We start from the raw sequence: 19403 nt of genomic DNA, 5'->3' as shown, positions 1-19403 counted from the left end.
GAGTTGCTGAAATGAGCCCTGTCCACGCCCGAGGACCGCGGCCGGACCCTCGGCATGGTGACCTCCGGAGTCGTCGTCGGGATCCTCGGTTCACGCGTCGCGGCAGGCACCCTCGCCGCCGTGTGGGGGTGGCGAAGCGTCTATGCCGGGCTGGCGGTGTTGCTGGTTGCGCTGGCAGGCCTGGTGCCGAGACTCCTGCCGCCCGACCCTCGGCGCGAACAAACGGATTACCTCGACGTGCTGACGTCGTTGGCCCGACTGTTCCGCGAGCGCCTTTTCGTCTCACGCGGGCTGATCGCGTTCTTCCTGTTCGCGTCCTTCGGGACACTGTGGAGCGGCCTGGCGCTGCCGCTCACCGCCGCTCCGTGGCATCTGAGCACGGCGCAGATCGGCCTCTTCGGAATCGCAGGTCTTGCCGGTGCGCTCGGCGCGGCCCGCGCAGGACGCTGGGCCGACTCCGGACTCGCGAGCGCCGTCACCGGCGGGGCGCTCGCGCTCCTCACCGTGTCATGGCTGGCCATCGGACACGCATCATGGTCGCTGGTACTGATCGTCGTCGGCGTGATCGTGCTCGACTTCGCCGTACAAGCGGTGCACGTGAGCAACCAGCACCTACTCACCACAGCCCACCCGCATCGCACCAGCAGCGTCATCGGCGGCTACATGTTCTTCTACTCACTCGGCTCGGCGCTCGGGGCGACGGCCACCACCGCGGTCTACTCGCTCGCGGGGTGGACCGGCTCCAGCATCCTCGGCGCCACGTTCGCGGCTTGCGCGCTGGTCGTCTGGTCGGTCAACCGAGCGGCGCACCACATGCCACGATGACGGCGACCACCGCGAGCACCGCAGCGAAGAGGCGAAGATGGTCCACGCCTTTCGTCACCCACTTCTCCCCCACGACGACCCCGAACAGGACCACCATCAGCCACAGCGCGTGCGGGGCCAGCGCCATCGGCAGCATCATCGGGCCACATGCACCGGTGCACCGCAATCCGTTTCGCAGCCCCTCCCCGACGCAGGCCCGGTCCGCGCGCCATCCGCCGGCCGGCAGCGCCCGGACCCGGTGACACGCGCGGAGGAAGAACCGCTTCCTGCGGGTCAGTTCCCAGGCCGCCGCCGTCGCCAGGAGCGCCGAGACGGCAAGAGCACCTCCGGTTTTCGGTCCGACCAACCAGGCGCCCGTCAGCGCGAGGGCTCCGAACCCCGACCACACCGCGAGGTAGCCGACCGCGAACAACGCCTGGCCGCGGTGGCGCCGATTCCATCTGCCGTTCAGCGCTATCGACCGGGCGGCGGGCAGCGTCGTCGGCAGCATCATCGCGGCCGCCATCACCGCCCACAGCGCCATCGACTCGGGGAATTCCATTGCACCGGAGGGCACCCCGACACAACCCTCGGCGAGGACGTCGACCCTCAGCACGCCGTGGTGGTGGCCCGCGCCGTGCGGCACCATCGAACAATGCTGAGCTCCGGTGTGGGACAGCATCGTCAGATGCAGGATCACGACCGCGAGCCAGGCGGCCACCGCGACCGTCAGCAGGTACAGCTCCGGATGTCTCCACCGCAACCGCCGCCAGGCCGATGGCCGCGCCGCCCGGCTCGGCACCGCGGTGAGTGTCATTGCAGGAAGACGCTCACTCGACCAACTCGCGCATTGCCGGACTGCTGCGGCGCCGAGGCCTGGGCACCCGGCAGCTGGATCGGATGGGCCGCCGGCTCCACATACTGCGGTACGAAGGTGACGCTGACCTGATCGCTCCAGCGGCCCTCGGCACTGAATCGTCGGTACAGGCCCGTGATGTCGAAGGCGAGCCGCATCCCACCGTGCTCATTGTCGGGGTTACTGGTTTCCTCGATCCCGAAAAAAGCTGCGACACCAACGAAATGGTCGTCATCGACTGTGGGTTCGCCGCCGCCCACATTGAGATACACCTTGTAGGTGACGCCCACCGGTGCCGGTGACGTCACGTCCTCGATGCGGAGGAAAGCACGCGACGCCGGTGTCGCTTCCTCGGCCAGCGGGCCGATCGGAGGAGCGATACCGAACGTGACATTGGTGGTCTCACCGGCCAGGGCGATCGCGCTGTCCGATGCTCCGACCAGTTCCGGCGGGTTCTCGGGTGCAGGTGCGGTTGGCATGAGAGCCTCCAGTGCGACAGGGGCCGTGATGTCCTCATAGCGGTAGCTGAGCTGGGTCGTGGTGTCGAGCACTTCTTGCACCGTCTCGGTGAGCGTCGCCCGGTTCTCGTCGTGGAAGTGGAACGTCACACCGGTCAGCCAGGCGGCCTCTGTGGTGTTCGTCCGGTCGGGCATCGTCCGCCAGATCTCCCAGATCCGATCGATGTTGGCGTGGTGCAGCCAGAAGATCGGGTCCAGCGCGGCGGTGTTGAACGAACCCATCAGACCGCCCACACCCACGTGAACCGCACCGTGAGGCGTTCCTTCGAGCGGTCCCATCGCCGAGCCCGGATCTTCTCCGCCATGGCTGAATCCGGTGCGCCCACCGGCAAACCCGCCGATCCCGGCGAAATCGACCGGCGCCAGCGCACTGGTCAGGTCGACGTCGGAGACTGGCAGCGACGAACCGTCATTGAGGTTTCGCCCAGGCACCCACAGCGGGTTCGGCGTCACGCCGTCCGGCAGGGTGGTATCGAGAAAAGCCTGCGGCAACCGCCTGCGGGCAGAATCGTCGCTGCTGTAATTCCAGTAGGGCAATGCCCAGGTCGCCTTGGTCTGCTCGTCGACGTCGTCCAGGTCTGCGATGGCAGATCTGATGATCCGTTCGAACCACTGCAGATACATCCGGTGCCAGGGCAGGAAGAACCAGCAGAAGTGCTGGCATTGGTTGCGGTAATTGTCGGGATTCTCTGTGGTGCCATGGATGTCGGACTGATACTGCCAACTGATCGGGTCGAACTGGTCCGCGTCCGTCCGGTCGATCAGCACCTGCACCGCGCGGGCGTAGGCGTAGATGGTCGGGTGCCAGTGATCGATCTCATCGAGTGTCCAGATGTCGTGGCGGACCCGTGTAGCCGCTTCCGTGACCGTGATGATCTGCCCCGTGAAGATCCGGTTCACGTTGGCGATCTGGGGATTGGCGCTTTCGAGGTCGGCCAGGCTCACCCCGAACCTGGCAGCGATGTGGGTCAGCGTGTCGCCGGACTGCACGACGTATTCGGGTCCGGGCACCGGTGAACTGCCCGGCACGATGATGATCTGGCCCGGGAAGATCCGGTGTGGATCGGTGATGTGCGGGTTCGCCGATTCAAGGCCGGCCAGACCCACCCCGAGCCGAGTTGCGATGGCACCGAGGGTGTCACCGGATTTGATGAGGTATTTCGCCATGGCTGGCTCCCTTGACGGCGGGTCTCGTGTGAGGCTGAAACCCCACGTCATGGACGGTAGGCATCCTCGGCCCGGAGCGCGCGCGTAGATCACTACCTGCATTCGGTGCCGACGCGGTCGTCACTTCGCACGACAGCGGCACCGCTGCAGACCTCACGGGTCCGTTCGGCGCAATTTTCGAGTAGGCGACTACGCACGAAATTGCGGCGCCGTCGACGCATGATCAGGCCATGCCATGGCGCCGACACCCGGTCGGCCCCATCCGGGGCAGCCACCATCGGACCAGGAGATATGAGAACTGATGAACGACAACGGGTTAGAGAGCTTTGCGCTGCACAGCGCGGACAAATACCAGGGCCCGGCAGTGCGGGCCATCAATGACGAAACGGTCAGGCCCGGCACGGCCCGGGCGATCGACGTGGCGACACTCGATCCGGAATCGGCTGCGCGTCGCTATCTGAACCAGATGATCGCCAACCCCGAGGTGCCCACCATCACCGACAGCAGCGCGGGTCCGGGAACCGAGTACCGGGCCCTGGGCACCGAATCTGTACCACTCACGGATTCCACCGTCGTCAAGTTCGCTCAGTACCGTCAGCACATCCCGATCTACGGCTCCCTCGTCACGATCGAGTTGGATGACGCCAACAACATGCTGGCCGTGAATTCGGCGATCGGCAATCCCGACGGTGTCGACGCCGTGGCGGCGATATCGCCGGCCCAGGCTCAGGACGTGATCGTCAAGGACGCGGGCAAGGACGCGCTGCCCTTACCGGAGCCTCCCCGGCTGTACTTCTACTTCGACAACAGCTCCCAGCCCGGGGTGTGGCGCCTGGTCTACATCGCCAAGAACGTCCAGCGACACCGCAAGCGCACCTCGGACGGCCATCCGGAGACGCTGCCGGAACTCTTCGACTACGTCGTCGACGCCCATTCCGGCGATCTGGTGACCAAACTTCCCCGTACGCAGACGATTTCATGGACCCTGGAAGAGCTGGACTCAACCGATGCACTCGGCCAAACCCGGCGTATCCGGGCCGAGCGCGATGAGAACGACAACACGCGGCTCGTGGACCCGACCCGGCGCATCGAGACCTACGATTTCGGGTTCCGCAGGATCGAATCGCAATTCCGCTCGCTACCGGGCGCCGCGCCGATCACCAACCCCCCGGCCCCGTGGAGCCCGGCGGCGATCAGCGCACATGCCAATGCCCAAGAGGTGGCCGATTACCTGCTGAACACGTTGCAGCGCAACGGTCTGGACAACCAGGGAGGACCCTTCATCTCCTCCATCAACTGCACATCGATCCAGGACCCGACGCCCAATGAATGGCGCAACGCCGCCTGGATCGGCACGCAGATGGTGTACGGCCAGCGCAGCGTCAACGGAGAGCTGCGGTCCTATGCGGTGGCCGTGGATGTCGTCGCCCACGAGATGACGCACGGATTGACCGACAACACGGCACGCCTGGAGTACAAGAACGAATCCGGCGCGCTCAACGAGTCCTATTCGGACATCATGGGCACGATCATTGCCAACTCCCAGAAGCCGGACATCGACAGCTGGAACTGGGAGATGGGCGAGGAACTCGACGGAACCGGCGTCCCGCTGCGCGATCTGAGTGATCCGACGCGGCGCGGTCAGCCCGCCCACGTGCGCGACTACGTCAACACCACCCGCGACAACGGCGGCGTGCACACCAACAGCGGCATCCACAACAAGGCGGCGTACAACGTCATCAGTGCCAAGAACGGCCAGGGCTATCTCTTCACGCCGCAGGACGTCGCAACGCTGTTCTATCTGGCACTGACCCTGCACCTGTCGCGGACATCCGGGTTCAGCGACAGCCGGCGCGCGGTCGAACTCGTGGCCAAGTCCCTGTTCCGCAAGGATCCCCAAGACGTTCTGGACGAAAAAGTCCGGGCAGTCAGTGCCGGGTTCGAGGCCACCGGCATCGGAGCCTGAGGCCCCGCCGGTTCAGGGGGTCGCTCAGGTCAGGTACCGGTAGGTCGGCGACCCCGGTTCGAGTAACTCGACGTGGATGTCGGAATCCTGCATCCGGGCCAGCAAGCCCTCCAGGTCCGTGGCCGCGCTCAGCTCGACACCGCACAACGCCTCACCGGTCTCCCGGTTGTTCCGCTTGACGTACTCGAACAGGGTGATGTCGTCGCCCGGCCCGAGTACCTCGTCGAGGAAGCGGCGCAGCGCCCCGGGTTCCTGCGGGAAGTCCACGAGGAAGTAGTGCTTGAGTCCCAGGTGCACCAGTGACCGCTCGACCACCTCGTTGTAGCGGGACACGTCGTTGTTGCCACCCGAGATCAGGCACACGACGGAGGACCCGGGCTCGATGTCTGCCTCCAGCAGCGCGGTCACCGACAGCGCCCCGGCGGGCTCGGCGATGATTCCGTCGTTCTGGTAGAGGTCGAGCATCGCACTACAGACCGCGCCCTCGTCGACCGTGGTGAGGGCGACCATGTCACCGGCGGCGGCCAGGACGGCGTAGGGCAGCGCACCGGCCCGCGCCACTGCCGCACCGTCGACGAACTGATCGACGTGGTCGAGCGTCACGGGTTCACCCGCGGCCAGCGCCGCGATCATCGACGCCGCGCCCGCCGGCTCCACCCCGAGCACCGATGTGTCCGAGGCACGCTCGGCGAGATATGTGGTGATGCCTGCGATACAGCCGCCACCACCCACGGGGACGATCACCAGATCCGGCTCGTCGTCGAGCTGGTCGAGCACCTCGGCAGCGATGGTGCCCTGGCCTGCCATCGTGCGCAGGTCGTCGTACGGGGGCACCAGGGTGGCCCCGGTGCGTGCGACATCGTCGAGCGCCGCGGCAGCGGCCAGATCGTAAGTCGACCCGCCGGCGATGAGCTCGATGAACTCGCGGCCGTGGTACCGGATCCGGTCCCGCTTCTGCTTGGGGGTCTTGGCCGGTACGTAGACGCGGCCATGGGTGCGCATCGACCGGCAGGCCATCGCGAAGCCCTGGGCGTGGTTGCCCGCCGAGGAGCACACGACGCCGGCCGCCAGTTCGTCGGGCGAGAGCTGGGCCATCAGGTTGAACGCGCCGCGGACCTTGTAGGAACGCACCGCCTGCAGATCCTCGCGTTTGAGGTAGACGTTGGCCCCGGTCGCTTCCGACAGGCGCTCGTTGAACTGCAGCGGGCTGCGGGTGACCACCCCGGAAATTCGCTCGGCGGCCTCGTCGATGTCGGCGGCAGTCAGCGGCGCGGCCAGCGGGGACACTCGGGAGCCTTTGCTCAGATCGGCAGTCACCGTTCAATGGTGCCACTGGCCAGCGGTTTCACTACACCTGGGTGGGCGCACACGCCGAGATTCCGCCGTCCGCGTCGCCCGACCACCGAAATTCGCGGCATGTGGTTGAACAAACCCCGAACTGGGAAAACAACCATCGTGCGGCACACTCAGCAACGGGTGCGGTGGGCGGCAGCGCGCACCGCGATGGTGGTCGCGCTCGCCGCGTCCGCGTCTGCGTGCGCGGCGCCCGCAGGCAGCCCCGCCGATGCCAACACCGCACGGGTCTTCATTGACGACCAGGAAATGGCGACGGCCTACAAGGTGCAGTGCACGCAAATCTCCTGGTTGTGGACCATCGAAACCGAGCCGCAAACACCCGGGTTCACCGCGATCATCCAGACCGGAGCCTCTGTCGAGCCCAAGGTCATGCGGATTCGGGACCTGACCGGCTTCACCGGGGGCGCGCTGGCCGAAGCGTCGGACACCCAGGCCGGCATCGACGACACCAAATTCCACCTCAGCGGCACAGCGCACGGCTCCTTCGCCGACCGCCCGACCAAACCGTCTGAAGTCCGGTACCGGGTGGAAGCCCGCTGTTGACCCAGACCAACCGGAAAACGACACGCCTGATCCGAGGTTTCGGCTAGCCGAAATCAATGTTGCGAGCTATCGTCAACATATGACCACCGCCGGGAACTTCCGCAGCGCCACCTCCCGGGCCGATCACCAGGTTGACATCGCCGGGGTCCCCTGGCCGACCTACAAGCTGATCGCCCTGGCGATCGGCGCCCTGGTGCTGGTGGTCGTCGGTGTGGCCACCATGAGTGCTGCACCAGCTGTGCTCTCGGCTACCGCGGTCACCATTGCGGTATGGCTGGGCCTGGGCCGCATCTCGCCCTCTGATCAGTGACCTTCCATCAGTCCCCGCAACGTCTCTAGATCGGCGGCTACGGCGGCGACATCTGCCTCGAACTGCTCATCGGTCATCCCGGGCCGCTGCCGGACGGTGAACACGACTTCGCACGACTCTTCGTCGACCCCCACCGGGACAACCCGCATCGGGTTGTAGACGGCCTCACCCGAGGGCAGACGCACCACGTGATCGAGCACGCCGAGCGCGTTCGTCGGCGTGAATTCGACGCTGACCTCACCCATCGGGGAATCCGCCACCCATCCTCGCGAAGTGAGGCGCAACCCACCCTCGGCCAGTCCCGCCGCCCACGTGGCCAACTGCCTCGGATCAGACGCGTAGGCGTACACCGCGTCGGGCGCGACCTCGATCCAGACGCTCACATGCCTGCTACGCATGGTTCCACCGTAGGCTGCCGGACGCTCGCCGCCCACCCACGCACTGGCGTTTCCCGCGTCAGCCCGTGATCGCAAGGGCGGTAAACGTTTTCGCCCAACTGTTCAGCCGTGCACCGGGTGTACGGTCGGGTTTGTGGGTATTGCGACGACGGGCCTCACACCGGTGGAGGAAACCGCTTTTCTGACGCTGTACGCCCGGGCGCTCGACAGCCGGTGGGCCCGCCCGATCCTCGGCGACGCCATGGCCGATGAGGCAGTCGGACAACTCGATTACGACTTCGCCGGCCTGGGGGTGCAGACCAGCGTGGTGTGCCAGTCGGCGCTGCGGGCCAAGATGCTCGACGACCGGGTCCGCGCGTTCGTGGCCGGCCATCCCGACGCCGTCGTCGTCGATCTCGGCGGGGGCCTCGACAGCGGTGTTCACCGTGTCTCGCCGCCGGTCACAGTCGACTGGTACAGCGTGGACCTGCCGGGGATCAGCCATCTACGGGACCGCGTGCTGCCGCCACTTCCCCAGGCGCATACGGTTGCCGCGTCGTTGGCCGACCCGGACTGGACCGACCCGATTCCCTCCGATAGACCCACCATGCTGGTGGCTGACGGGCTGTTCGCGTTCCTCAGCGAACCGGTCATCACCGGCATCTTCCGGAGGATCACCGACCACTTCGATTCCGGGGAGCTCGCGTTCAACGACTACGGCCGAATCGGCTGGATGAGTAAGGCGGCCCTGAAGTTCTTTCCGGCCAAGATGTTCAAAGACGTCGGAAGCCAGTGGGGCTACCAGGGATTCAAGGACGCCCACCATCCCGAAACCTGGAACCCGCGACTGCGACTCGTCGAGGAGTCCAGCCTGGCCCACCAACCGGAGGTCGATCGCTTTCCCGGTGTACTGCGGATCGCGACCCGAGCCTCCGGCCTCAGCAAGGCGACAGCCCGCAAGGCGCGCATACTGCGGTACCGGTTCTGACCGGCCGTCGCCATTACCCGTCAGGTAGTCGACCGAACCGGCATGTGGCGTCATCGTTGACACATGTCGCTGTCCATCGGCATCATGCTGCCCAGCCGGGAAACCGCGATGACGGGGCGCCACGACGCGCGCGGGCTGATCGAATTCGCCAGAATCGCAGAGGAATCGGGATTCGACTCGGTATGGACCGGGGATTCCGTGCTGGCCCGCACCCGGGTTGATCCGCTGACGCTGCTCGCCGCGGTGAGTGCCCGCACCTCCCGTGTCACCCTCGGTACCGCAGCCCTGATCGGTCCGCTGCGCCCGCCATTGTTGACCTCGGCGCAGGCCGCCACGGTCGACCAACTGTCGGGCGGCCGGCTGATCCTCGGCCTGGGTTCCGGATCTCCCCTACCGGAAAGCCGGCGTGAATTCGACGCGCTGGCAATGCCGTTCACCGATCGGGCACGCCGCCTCGACGAGGCCGCCGAACTGTGGCGGCAGGCATGGGCCGGTGAGAGCCGATTCAGCGGCCGGTACTGGCAGATCGATGGCCTCGACAGTGCGCTACCGCCCGCGCGCCTGGGCGGCCCGCCTCTGTGGTTGGCCGGCGGCGACTCCGACCGGGTCATCGCCCGGGTCGCCGAAGGCTACGACGGCTGGTTGCCTTACCTGCCCGATGCCGGCGCCTACGCGCGGGGCTTGGCGCGAATCGGCGAGCTGACGCCGCGCCCCATCACGCCCGCGCTGTACGCCACGGTGTGCATCGACGACGACCGTAGGCGCGCCCACGACACGCTCGACACCTACACCCGGACCTACTATCGCCAGCCACTGGATGTGCTGAGCTCGTTTCAGGCGATCTGCGGTGGATCCGCCCAGGAATGCGCGGCGTGGCTCGCCGGGTATGTCGACGCCGGGGCACGACACCTGGTCCTGCGGATCGGCTCGCTCGATCCGCACCCGCACATGCTCGCCGGCCGGCTGCTGCCGCTCCTGCGTCAGGCCGGAAGCTCGTGATGAATCCCGCACGTACACAACTCAATTGACGGACACGTGCACCGCATGCCCCACTCGATGATCGCCCGGGCCCGGGCAAGCGCCTCCAGTTGCGCATCGATTTCGGCGAGTTTGGTCTGCGCCAGCTCACGAGCCACCGGACGGCCCGGAGTGTCGTCCTTGAGCAGCAGCCGGATCTCGGTCAACGAGAACCCGGCGGCCTTGCACAACCTGATCACTTCCAGCCGCAGCAGGACCGACTCCGGATAGCGGCGCTGCCCGCCCACGCGCTCCGGCGCGGGCAACAGCCCGACCTGCTCGTAGTAGCGCAGCGCGGTCTGAGCCACCCCCGTCCGCTGCGTGACGTCTCCGATGGTCAGCGTCGTTCTCATCCGGCCTCCTCACCGAGCTTGACTTAGAGTCAACTCTAAGTCGTTGACTGGTCACATGCCGCATACCGACACCACACTCCAAACCCTCAGCCGCTCCCACTACGCGCTGCTGCGCAGCTTCCGCCGCGACGGCACGGCTGTCGACACCCCGATCTGGTTCGTGCTCGACGGCCCAACGGCGCTGTTCCGCACCAAGATCGGCCCGAAGACCCGAAGACTCACCGCCCGGCCCGACGTCGAATTGGTGGTCTGCGACTACAAGGGACGAATCACCGGGAGCACCTGGCTGAGCGGCCGGGCCAGCGTCCTGGGCGGTGAGAACGCCCAACAGGCCAACCGCGCCCTGCACCGGCGATACGGATGGCAGTGGAACATCGTGCCGCTGCTCAGGATCCCGGGCGTCACCAACGTGCACCGGGACCTTCCGTTGCGAGAGAAGCTACGGCGGGCGCGGGATCGCGGGCTGTGGCCCGACAGTGCGATCGTGAAGATCGACCTGGCCGCTACCCCAGACAACCTGGGCCGAGCAACGCCTTGAGATCACCCATCAACGCCGAAGAGGGGGTCACCCGCAGCGACTGATCCAGTTCCAGCGTGGTGATCCGCTCACCGCTGATCAGCCGCAGATGCACCTGGGAGGTACCGGGATGGTTGGCCAGCACCTGCTTGAGCGCACTCACCTTGTCGATGGTGCACTGGCGGGTGGGCAGACTCACCGCCAGCGGCCGGTCAGCCTGGGCGCTGCTGAAGTCGGGCACGACCAGTTCGTGGGCGATCAGTGAGATCCGGTCATCGCGCGCAGCCACTTTCGCCTTGACCAGTACCACCACGTCGTCCGCGATCTCGTGACCGAACAGCGAGTAGGTCTGAGGGAAGAACAGCACCTCGATACCACCGGTGAGGTCTTCCAATTGGGCTGAGGCCCAAGGCAGCCCGTTCTTGTTCACACGACGGTTGACCGAGGCCAGGATACCGCCGACGACCACCTGCGCATCGTTGGCGATGTCGCCGTCGAGAATTGCCGGGATCTGCGTGTCGACCTGGTTGGCCAGCAGATGGGCGACCCCGTTGAGGGGATGACCGGACACGTACAGCCCCAGCATCTCGCGTTCGAGTGCGAGCTTGTGCTTGTCCTCCCACTCCTCCTCGGGCACCTTGATGGTGAACACCGCGTCCGTGCCGCCACCGTCGTCGGCACCGCCGAACAGATCGAACTGCCCCATCGCCTCGGCCTTCTTGGTGCCGAGCACCGAATCGACGGCGTCGGTGTGCACCAGGAACAGCCCCTTGCGGGGGTGGCCAAGAGAATCGAACGCGCCCGCCTTCACCAACGATTCGGTGACCTTCTTGTTGCAGGCCGCGATGTCGATCTTGTTGAGGTAATCGGAGAAGTCGGCGTACTTGCCCTTCTCGGTTCGGGTACTGATCAGCGACGAAACGACATTGGCGCCGACGTTGCGGATCGCGCCCAGACCGAACCGGATGTCATCGCCCACCGAGGCGAAGTTCTGCACCGACTCGTTGACGTCGGGCGGCAGGACGGTGATACCGAGCCGACGGCAGTCGGCGAGGTAGACCGCGGCCTTGTCCTTGTCGTCGCCGACCGAGGTGAGCAGACCGGCCATGTATTCGGCGGGATAGTTCGCCTTGAGGTAGGCCGTCCAATAGGACACCAGGCCGTAGCCGGCCGCATGGGACTTGTTGAACGCGTACCCGGCGAACGGAAGGATGGTGTCCCACAGGGCTTTCACCGCCGCCTCGGAGAACCCGTTGGCCGTCATGCCTTCCTTGAAGCCCTTGTACTCGGCCTCGAGCACCTCAAGCTTCTTCTTACCCATGGCCTTACGGAGCGCATCGGCCTTGCCCATGGTGTAGGAGGCGACCTTCTGCGCGATGAACATGATCTGCTCTTGGTAGACGATCAGGCCGTAGGTCTCGGCGAGGATGTCTTTGAGCGGTTCCTCGAGCTCGGGGTGGATTGGCTTGATCGCCTGCCGGCCGTTCTTGCGATCGGCGTAATCGTTGTGGGCGTTCATGCCCATCGGACCGGGACGGTACAGCGCGAGCACCGCCACGATGTCGTTGAATCCGGTGGGCTGCATGCGGCGCAGCAGGTCACGCATCGCGCTGCCGTCGAGCTGGAACACGCCCAGCGTGTCACCACGGCCGAGGAGCTCGTAAGCCGCCGGATCGTCGAACGGCAGCGTGTCCAGATCCAGGTCGATCCCCCGGTTGGCCTGGATGTTCTCCAGGCAGTCACCGATGATCGTCAGGTTCCGCAGGCCCAGGAAGTCCATCTTCAGCAGGCCGATGGCCTCACACGACGGATAGTCCCAGCCGGTGATGACCGCGCCGTCCTGGGGCCGTTTCCAGAGCGGAATGGCGTCGATGAGCGGCTCGGAGCTCATGATCACCGCACAGGCATGCACACCCGCGTTGCGCACCAGACCTTCCAGGCCACGCGCGGTCTCGAAGATGGTCCGCACATCCGGATCGGTGTCGATCAGGGCGCGGACCTCGGCGGCTTCCTTGTACCGCTCGTGGTTGGGATCGGTGATCCCCGACACCGGGATGTCCTTGGCCATGATGGGCGGCGGCAGCGCCTTGGTGATCCGGTCGGCGATCGCGAAACCCGGCTGGCCGTAGTGCACGCGGGCCGAATCCTTCAGCGCCGCTTTAGTTTTGATGGTACCGAAGGTGATGACCTGGGCCACCCGGTCGCTGCCCCACTTGTTGGCCGCGTACCGCAGCATCTCGCCGCGGCGGCGGTCGTCGAAGTCGATGTCGATATCGGGGGCGGACGGTCGCTCCGGGTTGAGGAAGCGCTCGAACAGCAGACCGTGCGGGATGGGGTCGATGTTGGTGATACCCAGCGCGTAGGCCACCAGTGACCCGGCGGCCGATCCACGACCCGGCCCCACCCGGATCCCGACCGAGCGGGCGTAGTTGATCAGGTCGGCCACGATCAGGAAGTAGGAAGGAAAGCCCTTGTCGCAGATGACCTTGATCTCGTAGGCCGCGCGGTCGGTGTACTCGGGCGGGACAGGCGCGCCGCGAAACCTGCGCTCCTCCAGGCCGGCCCGCACTTCATGGGTCAGCCAGGAGCCCTGGTCGTGGCCGTCGGGAACCGGGAACACCGGCATGCGGTCGGTGGGTGTCCAGACGTCGGCGTAGGACTGCACCCGCTCGCCGATGAGGACCGTGGAATCGCACGCACCCGGCACCTGCGAGTCCCACAGTGCGCGCATCTCCTCGGCCGACTTGAGGAAGTAGCCGTCGCCGTCGAACTTGAACCGGTTCGGGTCCGACAGGGTCTTGCCGGTCTGGATGCACAGCAGGGCCTCGTGGTTCTGCGAGGCCTCCCGCGTCACGTAGTGGCAGTCGTTGGTGGCCAGCGGCGGGATGTTGAGCTTCTGCCCGATCTCCAGCAGGCCCTCGCGGACCCGGCGCTCGATGTCGAGGCCGTGGTCCATGAGCTCGAGGAAAAAGTTGTCGGGGCCGAAGATCTCGCGCCATTTGGCGGCCGCCTCCAGCGCCTCCTGGCGGTGGCCGAGCCGCAGCCTGGTCTGCACCTCACCCGACGGGCAACCGGTGGTCGCGATGATGCCCTCGGCGTGTTCGGCGATGATCTCGGCGTCCATGCGCGCCCACTTGCCGAGCTGACCTTCGAAGGAAGCCAACGACGACAGCTTGAACAGGTTGCGCAGACCGGTCGCGGTCTCTGCGACCATCGTCATGTGCGTGTAGGCGCCGCTACCGGAGACGTCGTCGCTCTTCTGGCTCGGGTCACCCCACTGGACACGCTTGGTCTCGAACCGCGAGGCGGGTGCGATGTACGCCTCGATACCGATGATCGGCTTGATGCCGGCCTTGGTCGCCGAGTTGTAGAACTCGCTGGCGCCGAACATGTTGCCGTGGTCGGTCATGCCGATCGCCGGCATGCCCAGACGCTGCGCCTCGGCCAGCATCGGGGTGATCTTCGCGGCGCCGTCCAGCATCGAGTACTCGGTGTGGTTGTGCAGGTGCACGAAGGACCCAGAAGATGAACCGCTCATAGGGGTGCCAGTCTATGGCGCCCCACCGACACCGCCGCGCGTGTCGCCTCGCGTGTCTCCGCCGGCGAGTCAGAGATCACGATCGGCGATAGGCAGCAACCCATTGACAATCACCGATTGCAGTTGCCTGGCTATCGCTGGAACATCGACGGGCCGGCCCTGCCAGCCGGTGTAGACGCCCACTCCCCACAACATCGCATACAGCAGTTCGACCAAACTCACCTGCTCGGTGTGCGCAGGCAACTCGCGCCGGACGACCGCCTCGGTGACCAGTTCGCCGAGGAATCCCCGGGTGGCCGCGACCGTGGCCGCGGGCAGATCGGGATGGCGGTACGACTCGAGCCTGGCATTGACCAGAAACCCCACCACCGCACCGTCCCGATGCCACACCTCCACCACGGCATCGATGTACGCATGCAACCGATCCAGCGTTCTGTCATGCTGTTTCGCGACGTGGATGCACGACATGACGACCTCGTGCGCCTGCTGCAGCAGTGCACGGTAGAGGTCCTCGCGACTGGCGAAATAGTAGTTCAGCGTCGGGCGGCTCAAGCCGCTGCGCTTGGCGATCTCCTGGAATGTCGCCGCCGCGTAACCGCGCTCGTTGATGACTTCGTAGGCCGCTTGCATGATGCTCTCACGGGTTTGCGCAGCATCGGCACCGACCGGTCGGCCCGGTCCTCGACGGCTCGCCTTGGGCCTACCCCGGGGAGTCATCTAGCAAACACTAAGTCATTGCTGAATCAAGGTCAAAAAGGGGTGTCGCTAATGCCGTCAATCGGGCCGGCCGACGTCAGACTCCGCACCCGCTCGTTCAGGTAGGCCCGCACCGAATCATCGGCGGTCAGTTGGATGGCCCGGCGATATGCCGCCGCGGCCTCATCGACGCGTCCTGCCTCGCCGAGGAGATGGCCGCGCGTGACCCACGCGGGCTGAAACCTCTCGGCGGCCCGGTCCGTGATCGTGTCGAGGGCGCGCAATCCCGCGTCGGCCCCGTCGATTTCGCCGTCCAACGCAGCCAGGGCCACAGCGGCGCCCAATGACGGACCCACCCGCATCAGTGCCCGATACAACTTTCGCAGCGCATGACGCTCAACGCCGTCGGCACAGTGCACCGATTGAATCGCGGCCTCGTACTGGAACCGGCCCGGCCGCCCGAAGCCGTGGGCCCGGGCGAGCAGCCGTTCCCCTCGTGCGTACAGCCCGGCGTCCCACCGGCTACGGTCCTGGTCGTCCAACGCGACGAAGGTGCCGTCCCGATCGAGGCGGGCCGGGCGCCGCGCCTCACACAGGCACATCAACGCCGCCAGGCCGAGCACCTCCGGCTCCTCGGGCAGCAACTCGACGAGCACCATGGCCAGGTGCAGGGCCTCCGACGACAGTGATTCGATGGCCGGCCGTTGCGGTACCGACAACCAGTCGATCGAATATGCGCCGTAGACCGCTTCGAGCACCTCGGGGAGTCGTGCGGCGAGGTCGGTGCGCTCGGGCAGGGTGAACGGGATTCCCGTGTCCCGGATGCGCTTCTTGGCCCGCACCAGCCGCTGGGCCATGGTGACGGGTGCGACGGCGAATGCCGCGGCGATCGCGGCCGCGTCCACGCCCAGCACCGTCTGCAACATCAACGGGGTACGGATGTCGGCGGAGATCGCCGGGTGTGCGCACACGAGCATGAGCTCAAGCCGACGGTCAGGAATCGCGGCGGGTTCAGTCACCTCCTCGGCGACGTCGCGGTCTTCGGTCCAGGGCCCGCTCAACCGATGAGCCGGCGATTTCCACGTGTCCCGCAGCCGATTTCGCGCCACGGTCAGCAACCACGCCTCGGGATTGCCCGGGACGCCGTCGCGCGGCCAGCGCTGCAGGGCGCGTTCCATCGCGTCGGCCAACGCGTCCTCGGCGGCGGTGATGTCGCGGCACTGCGCGGCCAGCAGCGCAAGCAGCCGGCCATAGGACCGGCCGACCACCTGCGTGAGCCGCTCCCCGGCGGGCGTGTTCAGGGCGTGTACCAGCCCCGGCCCCGGCCGTAGGTCACTGCGACGGGCCTGATCTCGATCGAACCCCAGGCCGCGGCGGGGCACTTCTCGGCCCAGGCCAACGCCGCGTCGAGGTCGGGAACGTCGATGACGAACACTCCACCTAACCGTTCCCTGGTTTCAGCGAAGGGCCCGTCCTGGATCTCGGCGGTGCCGGTGCGTGCGGTGTAGGTCGTGGTGGCCGACGCCGATTGGAGTACCTGTGTGCCGATGAGCACGCCGGCCGCATCCAGGTCGTCGGCATAGCGGGCGAAAGCGGCCTGGGCCGGCTTCATGTCCTCCTCGCTCAGACCCGCCTCCGGTCCCTCCTGGTAGTGCATGAGTAGGCAGTACTGCACGGTGTCCTCCTGGTTGTCGATTCCAGCCTGTCACCGTGATGACGATTCCGGTTCTACCTGATCGACAATCTCGGCCGACGAATCCGCCGGCTTTCTGCGCAGTGCACTGACCGTCATGATCACCAGCGCCACCCAGATCAGGGCGAAGCCGACCCATCGGCCCGGCGGCATCGGCTCATGACCGATGAACACACCCCAGGCCATCTGCAGGCCCGGGTTGAGATAGAACAGCAGGCCCAATGTCACCATGGGAAGCCGCTGTGCGGCCGCGGCGAACAGCAGCAACGGCACGGCGGTGACGGGTCCGGCGAGCAGCAGCAGCGCCGCGTGCCAGGGGCCGTGGTTGAGGAAGTTGCCCCGGCCCAGCACCTCCAGGGTGATCACGTAGCCCGCGGCAAACGGAAGGGCCAGCAGCGTTTCTACAGCCACGCTCACCCGCGGGTCGGCCTGCACGACTTTCTTGACCAGGCCGTACACCCCGAAGGACAGCGCGAGGATGACCGCGATGTAGGGCGGTGCGCCCAGTTCGGCGGTCAGGATCGCCACCGCGATGAGCGCGAGCACCAACGCCGTCGCCTGCCATCGGTTGATCCGTTCGCGGAACACCAGCACGCCCAGCAGCACGCTCACCAACGGGTTGATGAAATAGCCCAGCGCTGCGTCCACGACGTGACCGGTGGTGACGGCGTAGATGTATGTCCCCCAGTTGATCGCGATGAGGACGGAGGCCGCCAGCAGTTGAAGCCAGGTCCGCAGGGTCAACCGGCGTAAATCACCGAGCCGCCGCGCCACCGCCAGCACCAGCAGCAGGAACAGCGCGCTCCACACGATGCGGTGGGCCAGCACCTCCGGCGCCCCCGCGGGCAGCAACAACAGGAAGAAACCGGGGCACAGTCCCCACCAGATGTAGGCACCTGCCCCGTACAGCACCCCTGAGCGGCCTGCGGCGGCTCGTTGCGACGGGGCCTGACCACCCACGGCTAGTGGCGGCGCAGGACGTCGAGGGCGGCTTGCAGGTCGGCCGGATAAGGGCTGGTGATCTCGATGCGCCGGCCGTCAGCCGGATGGGCGAAGGCCAGGGACCGGGCATGCAACCACTGACGTTCCAGCCCAAGCTTTTTCGCCAACGTGGGATCCGCACCGTAGGTCATGTCGCCGCAACACGGGTGATGCAGCGCAGCGAAGTGCACGCGGATCTGATGGGTCCGGCCGGTCTCCAGCTCGATGTCGAGCAGACTGGCGGCCTGGAACGCCTCGACGGTGTCGTAATGGGTGACGCTGTGCCGGCCACCCTCGACGACCGCGAACTTCCAGTCGTGACCCCGGTGCCGCCCGATCGGGGCATCGATGGTCCCACTCGAAGGATCCGGGTGCCCCTGCACCAGCGCGTGATAGCGCTTTTCCACGGTGCGCTGCTTGAACGCCCGCTTGAGCACCGTGTATGCCCGCTCGGACAGCGCCACCACCATGACGCCGGAAGTGCCGACATCGAGTCGGTGCACGATGCCCTGGCGTTCGTGAATGCCCGAGGTGCTGATCCGGAATCCGGCGGCGGCAAGGCCCCCCAACACAGTTGGGCCGTGCCAGCCGACCGTGGCGTGTGCGGCCACCCCGGGCGGCTTGTCCACCGCCACGATGTCGTCATCGGCGTAGAGGATGTCCATGCCCTCGATGTCGACCGGGGTGTTCTCGACGGGGGCAGGCGCTTCGGGCAGCCGGACCTCCAGCCAGGACCCGGCAACGAGTTTGTCGGACTTCGCGGCCGGGGCGCCGTCGATGTCGACGCCGCCGTCCTCGGCCATGGCCGCCACAGCCGTCCGCGACAGCCCGAGCAGCCGGGCCAGCCCGGCGTCGACTCGCATTCCCGCCAGGCCCTCGGGCACCGGCATCGACCGGGTCGTCACTATGACGTCTCGGCCTGGCGACCGACCGTGCTCGACTCGTCGGACGGGGTCACCGGGGCGGCGTCACCGGCCTCCTCGGCCTCGGCGTCGGTGACCTGAGCGTCTGCGGCGACAGCTGGTTCCCGCTTCACCTTCTCCGGCTCGGGATCACCCGGCTGGCGCCGGCCGACCCCGGCAGTCTCGTCGCCCGGCTGGCGCCGGCCGACCCCGGCAGTCTCGTCGCCCGGCTGGCGCCGGCCGACGGTGTCAAAGTCGAAGCCGAACAGCGACAACGCCACCAACAGGATGGCGCCGCCCACGACCGCAGGATCGGCCACGTTGAACACCGGCCACCAGCCGACCGAGAAGAAGTCCACCACATGGCCGCGCAGCGGTCCGGGGGCACGGAAGAAACGGTCGATCAGGTTTCCGGTCGCACCGCCCAGGATCATGCCCAGGCCAATGGCCCACCACGGAGAGACCAGCCGGCGGCCCATCCAGACGATGCCGATCACCACGCCGGTGGCGATGAGGGTCAGCACCCAGGTGTAGCCGGTTGCCATCGAGAACGCCGCGCCGGAGTTGCGCACCAGCGTCCAGGTGACGGTGTCACCGATGATCGACACCGGTTGGCCGGGTGTCAGCAGGCGGACCGCAAGCACCTTGGTCACCACGTCGACGAACAGCACCACAGCAGCAACGGTGAGCAGCAGACGCAGCCGCCGCCGAGGCGGAGCAGCGGTTACGGAGGACGATTTCGTGTCCCCGGTTGCGTCGGTCACCGGCTCCGCCGGGCCTGACGTTTCATCAGTCACTCTCCCATCATCCCAAACAGTCGA

Annotated in this window: 19 protein-coding genes; 7 read left to right on the top strand and 12 right to left on the bottom strand. The window is 66.7% G+C overall.

The genetic code is table 11. From position 1 onward, the window contains the following. Window positions 1-18: 18 nt before the first annotated feature. Entirely contained in the window at window positions 19-825 is an 807-nt protein-coding gene (locus tag EH231_RS05515; protein ID WP_273545744.1) for an MFS transporter, read from the top strand. Here EH231_RS05515 and EH231_RS05510 read toward each other — a convergent pair. Continuing rightward, a complete protein-coding gene (locus EH231_RS05510; RefSeq protein WP_124712029.1) occupies window positions 794-1621 on the bottom strand; it encodes a DUF2182 domain-containing protein in 828 nt (275 codons plus the stop codon). The genes EH231_RS05515 and EH231_RS05510 overlap by 32 nt on opposite strands. Next, window positions 1618-3345 (bottom strand): tyrosinase family protein, encoded by a 1728-nt coding sequence (locus EH231_RS05505; protein WP_164480782.1) that lies wholly within the window; start codon window positions 3343-3345, stop codon window positions 1618-1620. The genes EH231_RS05510 and EH231_RS05505 overlap by 4 nt, the downstream gene beginning before the upstream one ends. 301 nt (window positions 3346-3646) lie before the next feature. Here EH231_RS05505 and EH231_RS05500 point away from each other — a divergent pair, with 301 nt between their 5' ends. Continuing rightward, window positions 3647-5311, top strand: coding sequence for a M4 family metallopeptidase (locus tag EH231_RS05500; RefSeq protein ID WP_124712028.1), 1665 nt, complete (start codon window positions 3647-3649; stop codon window positions 5309-5311). Window positions 5312-5335: 24 nt separating this feature from the next. On the opposite strand, the gene ilvA is transcribed toward EH231_RS05500, so the two are convergent. Further along, window positions 5336-6628, bottom strand: a complete 1293-nt coding sequence (ilvA, locus tag EH231_RS05495) for a threonine ammonia-lyase IlvA (protein WP_090425743.1) — start codon at window positions 6626-6628, stop codon at window positions 5336-5338. A 138-nt stretch (window positions 6629-6766) separates the two neighbouring features. On the opposite strand from ilvA, the gene EH231_RS05490 reads away from it, so the two are divergent. Next, the gene (locus EH231_RS05490) at window positions 6767-7210 is read left to right on the top strand and encodes a lipoprotein LpqH (protein ID WP_241177887.1); all 444 of its coding nucleotides are present in this window, start codon (window positions 6767-6769) and stop codon (window positions 7208-7210) included. Window positions 7211-7289: 79 nt separating this feature from the next. Further along, a complete protein-coding gene (locus tag EH231_RS05485; RefSeq protein WP_124712027.1) occupies window positions 7290-7520 on the top strand; it encodes a hypothetical protein in 231 nt (76 codons plus the stop codon). Here the strand turns inward: EH231_RS05485 and EH231_RS05480 are convergent. Beyond that, a complete protein-coding gene (locus EH231_RS05480; protein ID WP_090426280.1) occupies window positions 7514-7918 on the bottom strand; it encodes a polyketide cyclase in 405 nt (134 codons plus the stop codon). The two genes, EH231_RS05485 and EH231_RS05480, sit on opposite strands and share 7 nt — an antisense overlap. Before the next feature lie 133 nt (window positions 7919-8051). On the opposite strand from EH231_RS05480, the gene EH231_RS05475 reads away from it, so the two are divergent. Together EH231_RS05475 and EH231_RS05470 are read left to right on the top strand one after the other, a co-directional pair. Further along, window positions 8052-8885, top strand: a complete 834-nt coding sequence (locus tag EH231_RS05475; protein ID WP_090425736.1) for a class I SAM-dependent methyltransferase — start codon at window positions 8052-8054, stop codon at window positions 8883-8885. Between the two features lie 63 nt (window positions 8886-8948). Beyond that, the gene (locus EH231_RS05470) at window positions 8949-9884 is read left to right on the top strand and encodes an LLM class flavin-dependent oxidoreductase (RefSeq protein WP_090425734.1); all 936 of its coding nucleotides are present in this window, start codon (window positions 8949-8951) and stop codon (window positions 9882-9884) included. Here EH231_RS05470 and EH231_RS05465 read toward each other — a convergent pair. Beyond that, on the bottom strand, window positions 9866-10255 hold the full coding sequence (locus EH231_RS05465) for a MerR family transcriptional regulator (protein WP_090425731.1): 390 nt from the start codon (window positions 10253-10255) through the stop codon (window positions 9866-9868). The two genes, EH231_RS05470 and EH231_RS05465, sit on opposite strands and share 19 nt — an antisense overlap. A gap of 55 nt (window positions 10256-10310) precedes the next feature. Here EH231_RS05465 and EH231_RS05460 point away from each other — a divergent pair, with 55 nt between their 5' ends. Beyond that, complete coding sequence (locus EH231_RS05460; RefSeq protein WP_124712026.1) at window positions 10311-10793, top strand: PPOX class F420-dependent oxidoreductase; 483 nt, start codon at window positions 10311-10313, stop codon at window positions 10791-10793. Here the strand turns inward: EH231_RS05460 and dnaE are convergent. The 7 genes from dnaE to lspA form a co-directional block, all read right to left on the bottom strand. Beyond that, window positions 10759-14310 (bottom strand): DNA polymerase III subunit alpha, encoded by a 3552-nt coding sequence (gene dnaE, locus EH231_RS05455; protein WP_090425724.1) that lies wholly within the window; start codon window positions 14308-14310, stop codon window positions 10759-10761. The genes EH231_RS05460 and dnaE overlap by 35 nt on opposite strands. Window positions 14311-14379: 69 nt before the next feature. Beyond that, window positions 14380-15027, bottom strand: coding sequence for a TetR/AcrR family transcriptional regulator (locus EH231_RS05450; RefSeq protein WP_124712025.1), 648 nt, complete (start codon window positions 15025-15027; stop codon window positions 14380-14382). A gap of 32 nt (window positions 15028-15059) precedes the next feature. After that, a complete protein-coding gene (locus EH231_RS05445; RefSeq protein ID WP_241177886.1) occupies window positions 15060-16274 on the bottom strand; it encodes an RNA polymerase sigma factor in 1215 nt (404 codons plus the stop codon). A 29-nt stretch (window positions 16275-16303) separates the two neighbouring features. Then, the gene (locus EH231_RS05440) at window positions 16304-16681 is read right to left on the bottom strand and encodes a YciI family protein (RefSeq protein WP_124712024.1); all 378 of its coding nucleotides are present in this window, start codon (window positions 16679-16681) and stop codon (window positions 16304-16306) included. 30 nt (window positions 16682-16711) lie between these two features. Continuing rightward, window positions 16712-17611 (bottom strand): EamA family transporter RarD, encoded by a 900-nt coding sequence (gene rarD / locus EH231_RS05435; RefSeq protein WP_124714188.1) that lies wholly within the window; start codon window positions 17609-17611, stop codon window positions 16712-16714. A 50-nt stretch (window positions 17612-17661) separates the two neighbouring features. Further along, on the bottom strand, window positions 17662-18585 hold the full coding sequence (locus EH231_RS05430) for an RluA family pseudouridine synthase (RefSeq protein WP_124712023.1): 924 nt from the start codon (window positions 18583-18585) through the stop codon (window positions 17662-17664). Further along, window positions 18585-19379 carry a signal peptidase II gene (gene lspA / locus EH231_RS05425; RefSeq protein ID WP_124712022.1) on the bottom strand — a complete coding sequence of 265 codons (795 nt, stop codon included), beginning with the start codon at window positions 19377-19379 and terminating at the stop codon, window positions 18585-18587. Before lspA ends, EH231_RS05430 begins: the two co-directional genes overlap by 1 nt. Window positions 19380-19403: the final 24 nt, after the last annotated feature.

The sequence above is a fragment of the Mycolicibacterium nivoides genome (assembly GCF_003855255.1).
In the GTDB taxonomy this organism is placed as follows: domain Bacteria; phylum Actinomycetota; class Actinomycetes; order Mycobacteriales; family Mycobacteriaceae; genus Mycobacterium; species Mycobacterium nivoides.
The sequence above is the reverse complement of the archived record's forward strand: the minus strand, read 5'-3'. Positions and strand labels throughout refer to the sequence as shown.

Bases quoted from the DNA above. Each gene is read 5' to 3' on its own strand.
- EH231_RS05470 (WP_090425734.1), top strand. From the start codon at position 8,949: ATGTCGCTGTCCATCGGCATCATGCTGCCCAGCCGGGAAACCGCGATG.
- EH231_RS05465 (WP_090425731.1), bottom strand. From the start codon at position 10,255: ATGAGAACGACGCTGACCATCGGAGACGTCACGCAGCGGACGGGGGTG.
- EH231_RS05505 (WP_164480782.1), bottom strand. From the start codon at position 3,345: ATGGCGAAATACCTCATCAAATCCGGTGACACCCTCGGTGCCATCGCA.
- EH231_RS05450 (WP_124712025.1), bottom strand. From the start codon at position 15,027: ATGACTCCCCGGGGTAGGCCCAAGGCGAGCCGTCGAGGACCGGGCCGA.
- EH231_RS05500 (WP_124712028.1), top strand. From the start codon at position 3,647: ATGAACGACAACGGGTTAGAGAGCTTTGCGCTGCACAGCGCGGACAAA.
- EH231_RS05485 (WP_124712027.1), top strand. From the start codon at position 7,290: ATGACCACCGCCGGGAACTTCCGCAGCGCCACCTCCCGGGCCGATCAC.
- EH231_RS05480 (WP_090426280.1), bottom strand. From the start codon at position 7,918: ATGCGTAGCAGGCATGTGAGCGTCTGGATCGAGGTCGCGCCCGACGCG.
- EH231_RS05510 (WP_124712029.1), bottom strand. From the start codon at position 1,621: ATGACACTCACCGCGGTGCCGAGCCGGGCGGCGCGGCCATCGGCCTGG.
- dnaE (WP_090425724.1), bottom strand. From the start codon at position 14,310: ATGAGCGGTTCATCTTCTGGGTCCTTCGTGCACCTGCACAACCACACC.
- EH231_RS05460 (WP_124712026.1), top strand. From the start codon at position 10,311: ATGCCGCATACCGACACCACACTCCAAACCCTCAGCCGCTCCCACTAC.